This window comes from Dyadobacter bucti, assembly GCF_005869225.1.
Classification (GTDB): domain Bacteria; phylum Bacteroidota; class Bacteroidia; order Cytophagales; family Spirosomataceae; genus Dyadobacter; species Dyadobacter bucti.
Window position 1 is genome coordinate 348,905 of record NZ_SWFP01000009.1, and the last position, 14,728, is coordinate 363,632.

Here is a 14,728-nt window from a genome sequence, read left to right on the forward strand (position 1 = left end):
AAATTAAGAATTTGATTAGGGTGATATATTGTGAAAGGGATATAAAGCAACAAATATTAATGCTTTAATTGCTTTTTTCAACGTGATAAGCAACAAATCGAACCGGGGAAAATACGGTAGGAAGTATAGTGCTATTACGCTTTACATTTTGCTGAGTTTGGCATGAATATTTTTCCCGAGGTGGTTGGGCGATCGTGCACGGGTAAACCATTGAGATATACTATGAAAACCATCAAAAAATACTTTTCTATTCTTAAGCAGAGTTTTAATGAGTTTCTGAATGATAACGGGCTTAAACTGAGCGCAGCGCTCTCCTATTACACTATTTTTTCCCTTGCTCCCATGTTGCTGGTAATTATCTCGGTCTTCAGCATCTTTTTTGGTCGCGATGCGATTCAGGGGGAATTGTTTGGACAGATCAGGGGATTGGTGGGAACCAACGCTGCACTACAATTACAGGAAATACTCAAAAATGCTGAATTGTCAAATAAATCGGGGCTGGCAGCAGGAATCGGCATTGTTACTTTGTTGATCGGTGCTACCGGAGTGTTTGCAGAAATGCAGGATTCCATCAATTATATATGGTCTATCAAGTCAAAACCTAAGAAAGGCTGGCTTCAATACCTGAAAAACCGGCTGATTTCTTTTTCTCTTATCCTGGCGCTGGGCTTCCTGTTGGTAGTTTCGTTGGGGGCAAGCGCGTTTGTGGATGTGCTCAGTAACCGGTTAGAACGTTATTTTTCTGAAGGCTCGGTGATATTGTTTTATGTGGTCAACCTTGCGATGGTACTGACGATTATTACAGCATTGTTTACAGTTATATTCAAAATACTTCCCGACGGGGATCTACGATGGAAGGAGTGCATTGTGGGAGCCGCTTTTACTGCAATTTTATTTCTCATCGGAAAGTTTGTGATCAGTTTTTATCTTGGTAAATCAGATCTGGGTGCAACGTACGGTGCATCAGCATCGATTGTCATTTTACTTACCTGGATCTATTATTCCTCCATTATTCTCTATTTTGGTGCGGAATTCACGAAAGTATATGCCGGCCTCGACGGGGTCAGTATCGCACCTAATAAACATGCAGTAATGGTAGTGAGAAAAGAAATCGACGAATCGACGGGAAAAGTCATTGTATAAGAAACAAAAAAACCACCGGGATTGCCCGGTGGTTTTTTGCTGGAATTTCAGTAGTGTTACCGGATCACCATTTCAAAAGGCATTCTGGTTTGCATACCGCCCATGTTCATTAGTTTTTTATACATTTTGACATAGGGTGCAAGCTCGCCTAAGGTCTTCGCAGTAGCTTTTTCCTCGCTATCGCCCATCACTTTTGCAAGAAGTTCGTCAAGCGGCTTTTTCTTTTCGGGATAGTATCTTACACGATAATCTCCCTCTTTCAGTTTCGCTGCTTTGGCTGCAATTTTGATCGCGTCATCAACGCCTCCGAGTACATCCACCAAACCATTTTCTTTGGCTTCAATACCTGACCAGACCCGGCCTTGTGCCAGACTTCTTAATTTCTCAACCGACATTTTCCTGCCAGCCGCAGCTTTTTTCGTGAAAGTATCATATCCTTCATTCACGCTTTTCTGGATCATGGATTTTTCGAATTCCGTCATTTCACGGGTTGCGGTCGGCCAGTCGGCGTGGGGGCTGGTTCCTACGCCATCGAATGTGACGCCCAGTTTGTTGTTCATGAAATCCGTAACATTGAAAATCAGACCGAAAATCCCGATAGAGCCGGTAATCGTATTCGGCTGTGCCACGATCGTGTCACAGCCCATGGCCATATAGTAACCGCCAGAAGCCGCAACATCAGACATGGAGGCAATAACAGGTTTCTTTTTCGCTGTGATTTGTATTTCTCTCCACATTACGTCCGAGGCCAGGGCACTTCCGCCAGGCGAATTGATGCGGATCACAACAGCCTTTATCTTATCATTGTCACGGATCGATTTCAATTCTTTTACAAATTTTTCAGACCCGATAGATTCATCGCTTCCGTCGCCGCTGGTGATCTCGCCCTCGGCTACAAGCACACCGATCCGGGTATTGAAATCGCCTTCCTTTATTTTACTGCCCGATTTCAGGTATTTATCAACACCTACAAACGAGATATCTTTTTTCTCTTCAACTTTCAACTCTTTTTTCAGAACACCTTCAAATTCATCCCAATAGCCCAGATTAGTCACGAATTTGTGTTCAAGTGCCGACTTAGGGTTATCGATTAAAAGAGAGTCAGCCAGATTCTTAAGTTCTTCCACCGGGATGTTCCGGGAAGCGGAAATGTTTTTGAGAAAATTATTATTGATCGCGCCGATCAGTTCCGAAGATTGTTTTTTGCTGGCCTCGCTCATATCCTGTCTTGAGAACATTTCGATGGCACTTTTAAATTCGCCTACACGGAATACCAACGGTTTCACCTCTAGCTTGTCAAACGTTCCCTTAAAGAAACTGTATTCTGCGGAGAGGCCGTTCCATTCAATGCCACCGGCGGGATTCAGGTAAATTTTGTCTGCAACCGATGCGATGTAATATCCTTTTTCGGAATATGATTCCCCGTATGTTACAATGAATTTCTTAGATTTTTTAAATTCAGTTAGCTGGTTCCTGATTTCTTCCAGCGTCGCCCATCCGGCCTGAGGGCCTTCTGTTTTGAGATAAATACCTTTGATATTAACGTCTGCCTGCGCATTTTTTAACGCTTCCAGAATGTCTTTCAGGCCCACCACATTGTCATTCCCGCTGAATGGCCCGCCAAGATCAGCAAACGGATTTTCCACGCCTACCTCCTGGATCGGATTGTTAAGGTCAAGTTTCAGCACCGACTTGTCGTTGATCACAACCTCATCCTCAGAAGAAAGTGCAGTACCGATGCCTGCCAGGATAAAAAATGATAGAAAAATGAAAATGATAATGCCGACGAACGTAGCCAGGACATATTTAAAGAATTGTAACATGATATTCCGAGTATTGGATTTTATTTCTTTGGTATGTAAGGAACAAAATTAAGGATTAATTGTCTCGCAGTTAGGGATAATTAATGTCAAAAGGTTGTTTCAGTGTATTAAGTGGTAAATTTTTATACCGTTTTTTTCAGGATGCGCTATAATATTTACAGCAGCGGATTCTGTACTTTTGAAAAAAAATCAAGGAATGAAGAAGACACTCATTTTAGTTCGCCACGCGACTGCCGAGGACCAGAGTTTCAGGGTAAAAGACTTTGACAGGGATCTCAATAACAAAGGTCTGTCGGAAGCGGCTTCGATGGGGAAATGGCTTGCGGAATCCAAAGTAAGCCCGGATATTTTCGTTTCCAGCCCGGCTTCGAGGGCGTATAAAACGGCTGAGATCATTGCTGATGAGCTTGGATTCAGTAAATCGTCCATTATCTCCCGCGCCAATGTTTATGATGGTGGTCCCAAAGCATATCTAAGTGCCGTAACGGAAACCCCCGAAACATTTTCGAGACTCATTCTTTTTGGGCACAATCCGGATATTACCTATTTTGCCGAGTACCTCTCAGGCGCCAATATCGGTTCCATGAAAAAAGGATCGGTTGTAATTATTGATTTTGAGGATCAAAAATGGGAGGAAATTTCTGCCAGGACGGGCAATTTAATTACCTATAAAACGCCCAAGCAAACCCGGGATTCTGATTAAAAATGGATAGACCAAACCGAAACCGCAGGATATTCATTATTGTGTTCATTCTTTTTGTGGCCCTGTTCGCGTACATTTCCTATGATATGTCGAGCCGAACTACGGCTCCCTGGAACAAACCCAAACAATTAAACCGCGCCATGCCCGGCGCCACTCCGGATTCCGATTCGCTACTGCTGGACTCTCTCCTTGAAGAAGTGAAGTGAAGTCATATGTAGTCATGATGTCAGGTGTGGTCATTTTTAGTCACTTATAGTCACTTAGTCATTAATTGTCATTTTTAGTCATGTATTGTCATTTATGGATAATTTTAGGAATGACCACACATTACCTGCTTCATAACAATAAATGACTACCAATGACCACTTCATGACAACAAATGACCACACCTGACTACTTCATGACAATAAATGACCACCTAATGACATCCTACTTCTATCCCCTAGGATGAAACTCCGTGATCACCTGCCGCAGATAGTCCCGGTCCAGATGGGTGTAAATTTCGGTGGTAGTGATGGATTCGTGACCGAGCATCTCCTGCACTGCCCGGAGACTTGCCCCGCCTTCGATTAAATGTGTGGCAAAAGAATGCCTGAAGGTGTGCGGGCTTACGTTTTTCTGGATTCCGGCTTTTTCAGCTGTTTCTTTAATGATCAGAAAAACCATCACACGGGAAAGCTGGCCGCCCCTTCGATTCAGAAAAACAATATCCTCACTGTCTTTTTTGGAATGAATGTCGTTTCTGACGTGATCCAGATATATTTGAATGTATTTGATAGCCTCCTTCCCGATCGGTACCAGCCTTACTTTATCCCCTTTTCCCAAAATCCTGAGAAAGCCGATATCAAAATAACAATGTGTCAGCAACAGGCCCGTAAGCTCCGAAACCCGCAGCCCGGAACTATACAAAACCTCAATAATGGCCCGGTTACGTGTTCCTTCCGGCGTAGAATGATCTATTGCCGCAAGCATGGATTCAATTTCGGCCAGGGAAAGTACGTCGGGCAATTTTCTGGGGAGTCGCGGAGACTCCAGCAGTTCCGTTGGGTCCTCAGTAATTTCGTTTTCGAGCAGCATATATTTGTAAAATGCCTTGATACCAGATAACATACGCGCCTGAGAATGCGCAGCCAGGCCCAGTTCGGAAACATACCTCAGAAATCCTGTCAAATGCTCCTCGCTGACTTTATTCGGAGATACCTCTATTTTTGCAAGTTCGATATACTCCGCCAGTTTTTCCACATCCCGGACATACGCGTCTACCGAATTACCCGATAACGAGCGTTCCAGCCGGAGATAATTTTTAAATTGTTTGATGTAGCTTTGCCACATAGTTTGTTAATGAAGTAAGTGAATCAGTCAATCCTTATCCAATGAAAAAAATATTGATTCTTAACGGTCCTAATCTTAACCTTTTGGGCAAACGTGAACCTGGTGTGTATGGAAATCAGTCATTCGAGGACTATTTTCAGACGCTTAAAAGTGCATTCCCGGACACAGAACTTCATTATTTTCAATCCAATCACGAGGGAGCGCTGATCGATAAAATACACGAAACCGGCTTTTCCTTCGACGGTATAGTGATCAACGCCGGGGGCTACACGCACACATCCATAGCGCTGGCTGATGCCCTCTCTGCAGTTACAACTCCCGCAGTGGAAGTCCATATCTCCAATATTCATGCCCGCGAATCTTTCCGTCACCACAGTTATCTTACTTCCCGCTGCAAAGGAATGATCTGTGGTTTGGGTTTAAAAGGGTATGAACTCGCAGTCCGATTTTTTATTTGAAAATCAACTATCCGCTACTTGATTCCTGTGGCATATAAACTGTTGCGGGTGGTTATGAATAATGTCCGGTTATTTTCGCCGCCGATTACAATGGTAGACGGACGTTCCGGCACTTCGATTTCGCCAATCTGTTTGCCAGTTTTATCATAAATGTAAATTTGACCGTCTGCAATATATACATTTCCCTCATCATCCACCGTCGAACTGAATTCTCCTTTTTCAGTAAAAATCTGAGGGTCAGTTAAATATCCTTTTGGCCCGACATTGAATTTCACAGTTCGTTTCAAATATTCGTCCGCACCGTATAACGGCTTTCCAGGAAAGCCTTCAATCAAAGAATTGGATCTCGCCAGATCATAAACGACCGGGATAATCGTCACGCCGTCGGGTGCGATCCAGCATTCTTTAAAATTATTGGTACTAACGTTATTGAAATCACCCGAATCCCTTCTTCTGTTCGAAGGATTGAGCGTTTTATGGATTTTAGCGACTTTTTCGAGCGGTGCTTTTTCCAGCAAATGCATGGTTTCCTCTGGCTGATCCGGGTTCATAGCGTAAACCAAGGTGCCAAAACCACTATTTCCCCAGCCACTGAAAGAAGTACCGGCTGCGTCGGGCGGGTTCGGAAATGTCTCGGGTTGTCCATTGACAACATAGCCGGGCTTGGGTACATATTTAAAAACCACCAGTAAATTATCCTTGGAATCACATCCCAGCGAAAGCGGCTCCCAGGGGAAATCAGCGATCAAACTCAATGTATTCTTACTCTCCGACCACTTGTAAATCCGCCGCTGCCGCGACTCACTGAAATAAATATTCCCTTTACTGTCCCTGCAAATCCCGTCGGCAAACTCAAATCCTTTGGCAAGCTGCGTTACTTTTCCAACCGCAATATCAGTTGCAGCAGATGTTTTTATGTCATTGATCAAAAGCCTGTTGAACTCCCAGGGCCGTACTTCCGCACCGGAATTCACATCTAGCAGTGGAATCGTAGAAGGATATTTGGTCTGGCTGTAATTGTGGACATTCAGAAATTCAATCTGTTTGTTATTCCACGAACGTACCGAATAAGGATAGGGTGTTTTGACCCGGATAACTCGGAACATATACAGATTTGCAAAAACCATATTACTGCAATCTTCCAGTTCAAAAGGCTGACATTCTGAGCTTTCCTTACTTTCTTCTTCCAGTTGCAGCGCATACACTTTCCAGTTGGACACATTTTTAAACCGTACTTCATTGCGGACATGGTGCTCAATCGACATCGCATAGATCCTTCCCGGCGTCGAAGTATTCGAAACGTAGGTTCCGGAAGTCGCATAAGTATTGGCCGACCAGATATTTTTGAAAGTCCCGCCGCCACCATTTGTGATCCATAAACTCCAGTATTGTGTATCCCAAAGCGACTCTGACTGGCCATGAGAATCATTTCCAGCTGTGCCGACCTTTTTGCGGTTGATAGTACCGTGGCCGCCGACAAATTTCACATCGTTCAAATAAGAATTAGCGCCCGCCATCCATTTGCACCCCACGGCGCGGGAATTGCTCGCGCCCGTTGAAATACCAATTCCTGTCAAAATATTTGATCCGCCGACAGACGATTCTACCACTGCTTTGGGCGGGCCAAAGCTGCCGAAAGCTTCCGTATTGTCTTCGATAATAAATTGCGTGGAAATCGGATTCAAGCCTATTAAGGCCGATTTTGGCTTCATTTTGATGGTTTCGGTAACCCGGTACCAACCTTGTGGAACGTACACTACATCATATTTATCGATCGCCGCCTGAATCGCCTTGGTATCATCCGTAACGCCGTCGCCTTTCGCGCCGAAGGTTTTCAGGTTCGCCCACGATTTGATTTCGGGAAATTCTGGAATGTCTTTTTTTGCGGGTTCCGGAAATGATTTCAACATTTCCATTTCATGGATTGTGTTGTGAACAGGCTTTGCAGTTAAGTCTGCCATCTGCAACCCATGAAAAAATTGTTTCACTTTATAAATGGCCCCGGCTCCCGGAATCGTTTTCCCGCTGGCCGGAAAACCTGCGAAAACGGGCACTTTATTGCAATCAATATTTTTCAGGCTGAATTGCGTGTATGCATTGTTTTCATTGCTGATCGTAAGCGCGGGGCCGCTGATATTTTCGAAGCGGCTGTCTTCCATAAACAGTTTTTCATAAAAGCCCGGATTGGTCTCGATCACGGTCGGGACATTTTTGACGGACATCCTGACAATAGTCAAACCGGCTTCCTGGGATTTGATCGCCGCTTTTCGCTGGCCTTCGAAATAGGTATCGACCATCATAAACTGCCATCCCGGGGAAGGTTTGAAAGTATAAATCCCGTATTCCCCTCCAAAAAAGCGTACATCTTCCATTTCATTTCCGACATCAAACATCCCGGCTTTTCCGTTTCCGGTGTGGATATCAACATGTGAAATAAAGCTGTGCTGCGCAAAATGTGTTCTCAACGCCACAGCCGAAGGATTGCCGTTTCCTATTTTCAGATCGACATTGGACATGGCGCTGTAAAAAGTACTGGCGCCGGCGTCAGGAATCGGCGCGCCGGGTTTCGGGATGCCCGACGTAAACCAGAACATGTATTTGGCATTGCCTTTGTCTTGCGGATATTGCTCCTGGAACCCGGGAGAATTGTCGGCCAAAACAAAAACCGGGCGTTTTTTTCCGTAACCTATCACCCGCACGGCTGTCGGGATGTATATCGTTTTGCTGATCCGGTAAGTGCCTTCTGGAATGAAAACGATACCAAAATTGAACTTAATTTTTACCTCATCAATGGCCCTTTGCAATTCGTCGGAGACGTCCGATTTGCCATCATTTCTAATTTTAAATTTCTCGGGAGTGAAATACGCAGCATCCTCATCTTCAAGACGTAACTGGTAAAATGATTTGCTTTGCGGATATGCTGAAGCTGCCTTTTTGTTCTGGCCAAAAATGGATTGCTGGGCAACTAAAATCAGTAAGAGAGAGAAAATTTTATTTGACATGAAGGTTTGATTATTTCTTGACAGCCCAGAAAATAGCGTTTTTGAAAATCGTTTTGTACACATCGCTTTCGAACAAAACAGGGGAGTGGCCCATGAAAATGTAGATGTTTTTTGCCTTGTACTTTTTGTTGGACCAGATTACCGGATGGTCGCCCATTTTGATTTTGGAATCTGGGGAATACGTATTTTCATCCACGCTGGCGATGACGTTCACATTGGGCCGCGGGCTTTTGTCGTAGATGTACCATTCTTCTTTTTTGACCAAAAACGAAGCCGGGACCCCTTTCATCACAGGGTGCTTTTTGTCCTCAACATTCACGGTAGCAGCGGCGAAATCCGCGATGTAGTTTTTGTACCTGATACCGCCCATGAAATCGGAAAACCAAGGCCAGATCTTATATCCGTCAAATTCCCCGAGCAAAGTAGCATGGTGAAACCCGATCCAGCCGCCTTTTCCTTCATTGATATAATTTTCAAAAGCCGCAACTGCCACGGGAGTCCAGGCATAAGGAACGTAATCCAGTTGGATAATCAATTGATATTGAGATAAATATTCATCATTGATCGGATCCGTTTTGGTAAGATAATCGATCGTAAAATTATTGTCTTTTGCAAGCTCGTTAAGCCAGACTCTGGCCGTTTTCGAATATTCAACATGGTGCCCGCTAGCTTCATTCAACGCCAGAACTTTGAATTTTGGTGATTTGATTTGGGCAAAAGCATGGATTTGAAATACAGAAAAAAGAAAGGTAATCCAGAAGAACTTTTTTGAAAGTGAAGTATTCATAAATGCAATGTCGGTTACAAAATAAAGTATGTAAATCGAAAATCTTACTTGGCCATAAAAACTAAAACAGGTTATTTTAGGACCGGTAAAAGTATATGGCTGCTATTTTTTGCATCATGGTAAATCGTAATTTTTGACTTTTGGAAATCCACCTCGTCCGCCTCAAAAATATTCATGAATTTCTGAGGATTTCTGTCAACCAGCGGAAACCAGCTGCTTTGGACCTGAACCATAATCCGGTGCCCTTTTTTGAAAGTGTGGGCAGTTTCATTGAGTTTTACAGTCACTTTTTCAATTTTATCTTTTACAAAAGGCTCCGGTTTGCTGAAACTGTTCCGGAATTTTCCGCGCAAAACCTCCGCTCTTACCATTTGCTGGTAACCGCCCATTTGAACCGGCCGCTGCCCTTCCTGAACTGCCGGCAAAACCGAATTGGCAGGCCACACATCTATTACCTTAACAATGAAATCGGCATCGGATCCTGTCATCGAAACCATCAGGTTAGCGACAATTTCGCCTGTTAACGTCAAATCCTCCGGCAAAGAATCAGTCTGAAAAGTAAGCACATCCGGGCGCCGCGACGCAAACCGCTGATCTTCGGCCATATATTCATTGTTTCTGCTTCCGCGGATCACATTGGTATATGGAACCGGCCGCGCAGGATCGCTTTCGTATGTAGTCGCGCTTTTTGCACTGGTAGGTTTAGCAATTGAAAGTTTACTGTTTGCGTCCAGGTAATAGGCAGTGGGCTGGCTGTTTTTAGGAGGCCAGATGTCATAGTTTTTCCATTGGTTGGAACCGGTTTCAAAAACGGTCACCTCCGGGAGGGAGAAGATACCTTTTCCTTTTAGGTAAAAATTGAAAAATCTGGTCTCGATCTCTTCCTGAAAATACTTGTTGACATCCGCACCAAACTGATAATTGGCGAACGATGTCCACGACGGCGACGCCCAGCCGCCATGCGTCCACGGCCCCATTACCAACCTGGAATTGTTGCCGGGCGACTGCTTTTCAATTGCCGAATAAGTTTTCAAGGCACCGTATAAATCCTCCGCGTCAAACCATCCGCCTACGATCAGAACGGCGGGTTTGATGTTTTTCAAATGATTTTTTATGTTCCGCGACTGCCAGAATTCATCATAAACAGGATGTGCCACAGTCTGCCGCCAGATACTGTTGGGATCGGAAAAATAGGCCTCTGTGTTCGCTTTTTTCAGCGGACCGAAATCCAGGAAATATTGGTATGCATCGTTGTAACTCGCATTGAAAAAAGGCTTGTAACTTTCTCCATTTTCACTTTTTGGCCCGTCGAACCCGCTGTAAAAACCAAAATTATCCATCAGGAAAAACGCCCCGTTGTGATAACAATCATCGCCGATAAACTCATCCGACATAGGAGCCTGTGGCGAAACCGCTACCAGGGCGGGATGTGCATTCGGCAGGGAAGCGGTGGAGTAAAATCCCGGAAACGAAATCCCAGACTGGCCGACCTTTCCATTGTTTTTCGTGTTTTTCAGCAACCATTCAATGGTGTCGTAAGTGTCGCTCGACTCGTCTACATCCTGTTTGCTTTTTTTATCGGCGATCGCTGGTGTCATTTCCCGGAACTTACCTTCACTTTTATAGCGGCCACGTGCATCCTGGTAAACAAAAATGTATTTCTCGCGCATTAGCAAAGCATTCGGGCCCAGCCGCTGGCGATATGCAGCACTACCATAGGGACGCACGGAATAGGGCGTCCGCTGCATCAAAATCGGGTAGGTTTGTGAAGTATCTTTCGGTGTGTAAATGGACGTGAACAGCCGGACGCCGTCACGCATCACAATATATGTTTCTAATTTCTGATAGTTGTTTTTGACCCAGCTAGTATCCGCAGCGGTATTTTGCGACTTGCCGCAAAGCGTGGTTATGATAATTAGAAAAAGACAAACCGTAATATTTTTCTTCATGGTCGCGCCTGCTTTTTTTGATTTTTGTATAAGGCAAAAATACAGAAGAAACCACGTGGATCACGCGTGGCCAAACATATAGTTTTGAATGTAAAAATTTGCATATATATTTACCGACTGATTACTCAATCTAGGAGATGAAACAAAAACTTAAAAAGATATTTATGATATTTTTCATAGTGATGGCGGCCCTGGCGGTGGCTATTTATGTATTCCTGCAACAACCGCAATTCGGGAAATTACCTTCCGGCGAAAGACTTGAAAGAATAAAAAAGTCTCCCAATTACCGCGACGGGCAGTTTCAGAATGAAAGTTTTACGCCGGACTTAGCCGAAGGTTCAAGCTATCTGAAAGTGCTCACGGAGTTTTTTTTTGGAAAAAGCCAATACAACATTCCCGGCGCCGTGATCCCTTCGCGAAAAACCGACCTTTTGCATTTAAACCCGGATGAAGATGTTTTGGTATGGTTTGGGCATTCATCCTACTTCATGCAGATTGACGGCAAGACTTTTCTCGTCGATCCGGTTTTCAGTGGCAGCGCATCCCCGATCAAATTTACCACGCCAAGTTTCAAGGGTACTGATGTTTATTCCGTCGATGATTTCCCGGCTATCGACTATCTTTTGATTTCGCACGATCACTGGGACCATCTTGATTATGAGACTGTTTTGAAACTCAAATCAAAAGTCGGGCGGGTTGTTACCGGCCTGGGCACCGGAGCCCACCTGGAACATTGGGGATTTGATATGTCCAAAGTCAGCGAAAAAGACTGGAATGAGGAAGTGGATTTTGGAAATGGTTTCACAATAAATGTTACTCCCGGCCGGCATTTCGCAGGGCGCACATTCAGCCGGAACAAGGCATTGTGGGTTTCATTTGTTTTGAAAACGCCAACTATGAAAATCTTCATCGGTGGGGATTCCGGTTACGACAATCATTTCAAAAAAATAGGGGAGAAGTTTGGGCCGTTTGACCTCGCGATCCTGGAATGTGGTCAGTATAACGAAGCCTGGAAATACATTCACATGATGCCGGAGGAGACCGTTACCGCCGCCCATGACCTCAAAGCCACGAAATTAATGCCGGTCCACTGGTCCAAATTCTCACTCGCATTGCACGACTGGAACGAACCCATTCAAAGAGCCACCATTGAAGCCCAGAAACAGAATATGCCACTCGTAACCCCGCTCATCGGCCAGAAAGTAGACCTGAAAGGCGAACAGGTTTTTGAACAATGGTGGAGAAATAAGCAGCTGCAACCCGAGTAGGAAAAGCGAATGAAAATTGTCAAATTTGGGTAACTATTGACAATTTTCATTTTTCAATTTAACTATACACATTATGGATCAGGAAACATTGGATAATGTAAGAGCTGTGATTGCAGCGAGGCAAAAAGCTATCATGGAGTCGGAAAATCCGAAACAGGCGGCGATAGATCACCTCAAAGAAATTGGCTTTCTGAACCCTGACGGCACGCTTGCTGAAAGATTTGGCGGGCCTGCAATGGAGCCCACGCTCGAATCAGTCGCCGACAAATCGGAGTAACGTTTAGTGCTTTTTATTTTAGATTTTAATCCCTCCAAATTAAATTATTGAATGGTGCGACCGCTTTTGGCGGCTTCGTGGTCATTCATCACACATTACCATGAACAATTTTTACTATCGAAACACTACAGTTTTCGGTTTTCACGGCTGTCGCAAAGACATCAAAATCGACTTGTTATCTGGAAACAAGAAATTCAATATCAGCCAGAAGCCTTACGATTGGCTTGGCGCTGGGGTATATTTTTGGGAGAATGATGAAATAAGAGCTGGTGATTGGGCGCGGGACAGATTCGGTGCGGACGCTGCTGTAATTGGAGCCAAGATTAACCTCTCAAATTGTTTTGACATATCAAACTCATATTCCAGGCGAGTGCTGATGAATACGCATTCTGACTTATCGGCGATCAGCAGAATTTCAGGAATTCCACTGCCAATGAATAAACCGCACCCCAGATTTATCGGCAATCCTGATGACAGACCTTTGCGTTATTTGGACAGAGCAGTAATCGAATTTGCACTCGACAATGCGGCCAATGGGAGTAACTCCCAAAATTATGCAATTGTCCGCGCTGCCTTCCAAGAGGGATTCGAGCTTTATCCTGGCAGCGCATTCCGCGAACACGACCATATACACCTCTGCGTTCGGAACCCGGATTTGTTGACGGAGCTGTTTGATCCTGATTTTTGAAGGTGATGTACTGGCAAGTTAAGATTTATACCAGCACTACTTCTTTCAATTTCTCGCCAAGCTCATGGATTGCATTTTCCAGCTTTTTAGATTGGCTGGCCGAGGGGAATTTCGTTCCTGCTACATAATGCCTTACCAAAGACGCATTTATGCCGGCTCTCTTCGCAATTGCTCCCACTTTTACATCTTCAAATGTCTCGAAAAACGCGCTAAGATAGTAGGCATGTTCGAAGGTTATATTATTGATTTTTAGGCTTTTCCATTCCTCATTAGCCTGCCCCTCATGTAGGATATAGTCATCCAGAAGATCTTTCAAATTATGCTCTATTTCTTCAACGGTTTTGCCGTTGGTTACCGGCAGATAATCGGGGATATTCTCGATACGTCCCCATAATTCGTCATCGCTTTTTTCAATTATGATTGTCAGTTTCATATTGTTTCTCATTGTGTGTGAGCAAAAGTAAAGGTCGCAAATTTGCGACCTTTTGGCAATTTTCTATAAAAAAATTTCAGGCTATTTCCCTTTCAACTCATCAATCTTCTTCTCCAAAGCAGCCAATCTATCCTCGTTACCCGACAGTGCTTTTCGCTGCAAATCAATGTATTCATCTTTGGTGATTGTGATAGTATTGGATTGATCTATCTGCTTGGAAAAGATTGGCTCATCGCCACCAGTTCCTAAAAGCAGCCAGTTAGGATCGACTTCGAAAATTTTCACAATTTCACTTGCGGCTTCTGCTGTCAGGCTGGCGTTTCCTTTTTCTATTCTGTTATAGGTTGTTTGGGCAACACCAATCTTCTTAGCAAATTGATTTTCACTAAGTTGTAAATACTCCCTTATTGTTTTTACCCTCCGAATATCAAACATTAAGCCTAATGGAATAAATATTTAGTCAATATGGCTTGTAATCATTCCAAATTGAACGTATCTTTGCTAAACACAAACTGTTAAACGCAAATTACACATTATGCAAATGGAAACAAGTACACCACCTCAGGCCGGAATCCCAATAAAACAGCGGCTTTTAGCCCGCTTTACCCGTGCCAAAGCGATCGTCGGCCCGAAATGGAAAGACGCTTTGGCGAAATCCGATCCTTTTTTCGATACCCGGACCGGCGAAGCATATATGCGGTCTGTGGGGCAAGCCTGCTCCGATCCGCGCCGCGGAGATGTTTGAGGTGGCTCCCGAAAGCGGCACACATTTTTGCACAACATGATGCAAAATGGGAGTTCAGAAAGAGAGCAAAACCCGAAAGAGTTATGATGCTGAGTTTAAGCAGGAAGTAACGAGAATGTT

At 44.2% G+C, this 14,728-nt stretch carries 15 protein-coding genes; 8 read left to right on the forward strand and 7 right to left on the reverse strand.

Translation table 11 applies throughout. From position 1 onward, the window contains the following. Window positions 1-222: 222 nt before the first annotated feature. Window positions 223-1,143, forward strand: a complete 921-nt coding sequence (locus tag FBF61_RS27305; RefSeq protein WP_138483383.1) for a YihY/virulence factor BrkB family protein — start codon at window positions 223-225, stop codon at window positions 1,141-1,143. A gap of 56 nt (window positions 1,144-1,199) precedes the next feature. On the opposite strand, the gene sppA is transcribed toward FBF61_RS27305, so the two are convergent. After that, a complete protein-coding gene (gene sppA, locus FBF61_RS27310; RefSeq protein ID WP_138483385.1) occupies window positions 1,200-2,966 on the reverse strand; it encodes a signal peptide peptidase SppA in 1,767 nt (588 codons plus the stop codon). 196 nt (window positions 2,967-3,162) lie between these two features. On the opposite strand from sppA, the gene FBF61_RS27315 reads away from it, so the two are divergent. Beyond that, window positions 3,163-3,669: a SixA phosphatase family protein gene (locus tag FBF61_RS27315; RefSeq protein ID WP_138483387.1), complete on the forward strand. Its 507-nt coding sequence runs from the start codon at window positions 3,163-3,165 to the stop codon at window positions 3,667-3,669. 2 nt (window positions 3,670-3,671) lie between these two features. After that, on the forward strand, window positions 3,672-3,875 hold the full coding sequence (locus FBF61_RS27320; protein ID WP_138483389.1) for a hypothetical protein: 204 nt from the start codon (window positions 3,672-3,674) through the stop codon (window positions 3,873-3,875). A 229-nt stretch (window positions 3,876-4,104) separates the two neighbouring features. Here FBF61_RS27320 and xerD read toward each other — a convergent pair whose 3' ends face one another. Beyond that, the gene (gene xerD / locus FBF61_RS27325; protein WP_138483391.1) at window positions 4,105-5,001 is read right to left on the reverse strand and encodes a site-specific tyrosine recombinase XerD; all 897 of its coding nucleotides are present in this window, start codon (window positions 4,999-5,001) and stop codon (window positions 4,105-4,107) included. Window positions 5,002-5,042: 41 nt separating this feature from the next. Between xerD and aroQ the strand changes: the two genes are divergently transcribed. After that, window positions 5,043-5,459 (forward strand): type II 3-dehydroquinate dehydratase, encoded by a 417-nt coding sequence (aroQ, locus tag FBF61_RS27330; RefSeq protein ID WP_138483393.1) that lies wholly within the window; start codon window positions 5,043-5,045, stop codon window positions 5,457-5,459. 14 nt (window positions 5,460-5,473) lie between these two features. On the opposite strand, the gene FBF61_RS27335 is transcribed toward aroQ, so the two are convergent. The 3 genes from FBF61_RS27335 to FBF61_RS27345 form a co-directional block, all read right to left on the reverse strand. After that, window positions 5,474-8,461 (reverse strand): glycosyl hydrolase family 28-related protein, encoded by a 2,988-nt coding sequence (locus FBF61_RS27335; protein WP_138483395.1) that lies wholly within the window; start codon window positions 8,459-8,461, stop codon window positions 5,474-5,476. A gap of 10 nt (window positions 8,462-8,471) precedes the next feature. After that, on the reverse strand, window positions 8,472-9,248 hold the full coding sequence (locus tag FBF61_RS27340) for a ThuA domain-containing protein (RefSeq protein WP_138483398.1): 777 nt from the start codon (window positions 9,246-9,248) through the stop codon (window positions 8,472-8,474). 71 nt (window positions 9,249-9,319) lie between these two features. Next, complete coding sequence (locus FBF61_RS27345; RefSeq protein ID WP_138483400.1) at window positions 9,320-11,197, reverse strand: CocE/NonD family hydrolase; 1,878 nt, start codon at window positions 11,195-11,197, stop codon at window positions 9,320-9,322. 164 nt (window positions 11,198-11,361) lie between these two features. Here FBF61_RS27345 and FBF61_RS27350 point away from each other — a divergent pair, with 164 nt between their 5' ends. From FBF61_RS27350 to FBF61_RS27360, 3 genes are all read left to right on the forward strand, one after another. Continuing rightward, window positions 11,362-12,465, forward strand: coding sequence for an MBL fold metallo-hydrolase (locus tag FBF61_RS27350; protein ID WP_138483402.1), 1,104 nt, complete (start codon window positions 11,362-11,364; stop codon window positions 12,463-12,465). A gap of 73 nt (window positions 12,466-12,538) precedes the next feature. Further along, window positions 12,539-12,742, forward strand: coding sequence for a hypothetical protein (locus FBF61_RS27355; RefSeq protein ID WP_138483404.1), 204 nt, complete (start codon window positions 12,539-12,541; stop codon window positions 12,740-12,742). A 100-nt stretch (window positions 12,743-12,842) separates the two neighbouring features. After that, window positions 12,843-13,430, forward strand: coding sequence for a hypothetical protein (locus tag FBF61_RS27360; RefSeq protein ID WP_138483406.1), 588 nt, complete (start codon window positions 12,843-12,845; stop codon window positions 13,428-13,430). A gap of 25 nt (window positions 13,431-13,455) precedes the next feature. On the opposite strand, the gene FBF61_RS27365 is transcribed toward FBF61_RS27360, so the two are convergent. Both FBF61_RS27365 and FBF61_RS27370 read right to left on the reverse strand, forming a co-directional pair. Next, window positions 13,456-13,863, reverse strand: coding sequence for a hypothetical protein (locus FBF61_RS27365; protein ID WP_138483408.1), 408 nt, complete (start codon window positions 13,861-13,863; stop codon window positions 13,456-13,458). Between the two features lie 81 nt (window positions 13,864-13,944). Then, the gene (locus FBF61_RS27370) at window positions 13,945-14,298 is read right to left on the reverse strand and encodes a helix-turn-helix domain-containing protein (RefSeq protein ID WP_138483409.1); all 354 of its coding nucleotides are present in this window, start codon (window positions 14,296-14,298) and stop codon (window positions 13,945-13,947) included. A 106-nt stretch (window positions 14,299-14,404) separates the two neighbouring features. Between FBF61_RS27370 and FBF61_RS27375 the strand changes: the two genes are divergently transcribed. After that, a complete protein-coding gene (locus FBF61_RS27375; protein WP_138483411.1) occupies window positions 14,405-14,608 on the forward strand; it encodes a hypothetical protein in 204 nt (67 codons plus the stop codon). Window positions 14,609-14,728: the final 120 nt, after the last annotated feature.

Excerpts from the sequence above, each read along its gene's own strand:
- FBF61_RS27365 (WP_138483408.1), bottom strand. The coding sequence starts at position 13,863 with ATGAAACTGACAATCATAATTGAAAAAAGCGATGACGAATTATGGGGA.
- sppA (WP_138483385.1), bottom strand. The coding sequence starts at position 2,966 with ATGTTACAATTCTTTAAATATGTCCTGGCTACGTTCGTCGGCATTATC.
- FBF61_RS27375 (WP_138483411.1), top strand. The coding sequence starts at position 14,405 with ATGGAAACAAGTACACCACCTCAGGCCGGAATCCCAATAAAACAGCGG.
- FBF61_RS27370 (WP_138483409.1), bottom strand. The coding sequence starts at position 14,298 with ATGTTTGATATTCGGAGGGTAAAAACAATAAGGGAGTATTTACAACTT.
- FBF61_RS27355 (WP_138483404.1), top strand. The coding sequence starts at position 12,539 with ATGGATCAGGAAACATTGGATAATGTAAGAGCTGTGATTGCAGCGAGG.
- FBF61_RS27315 (WP_138483387.1), top strand. The coding sequence starts at position 3,163 with ATGAAGAAGACACTCATTTTAGTTCGCCACGCGACTGCCGAGGACCAG.
- FBF61_RS27350 (WP_138483402.1), top strand. The coding sequence starts at position 11,362 with ATGATATTTTTCATAGTGATGGCGGCCCTGGCGGTGGCTATTTATGTA.
- xerD (WP_138483391.1), bottom strand. The coding sequence starts at position 5,001 with ATGTGGCAAAGCTACATCAAACAATTTAAAAATTATCTCCGGCTGGAA.
- FBF61_RS27340 (WP_138483398.1), bottom strand. The coding sequence starts at position 9,248 with ATGAATACTTCACTTTCAAAAAAGTTCTTCTGGATTACCTTTCTTTTT.
- FBF61_RS27345 (WP_138483400.1), bottom strand. The coding sequence starts at position 11,197 with ATGAAGAAAAATATTACGGTTTGTCTTTTTCTAATTATCATAACCACG.
- FBF61_RS27320 (WP_138483389.1), top strand. The coding sequence starts at position 3,672 with ATGGATAGACCAAACCGAAACCGCAGGATATTCATTATTGTGTTCATT.
- aroQ (WP_138483393.1), top strand. The coding sequence starts at position 5,043 with ATGAAAAAAATATTGATTCTTAACGGTCCTAATCTTAACCTTTTGGGC.
- FBF61_RS27335 (WP_138483395.1), bottom strand. The coding sequence starts at position 8,461 with ATGTCAAATAAAATTTTCTCTCTCTTACTGATTTTAGTTGCCCAGCAA.
- FBF61_RS27305 (WP_138483383.1), top strand. The coding sequence starts at position 223 with ATGAAAACCATCAAAAAATACTTTTCTATTCTTAAGCAGAGTTTTAAT.
- FBF61_RS27360 (WP_138483406.1), top strand. The coding sequence starts at position 12,843 with ATGAACAATTTTTACTATCGAAACACTACAGTTTTCGGTTTTCACGGC.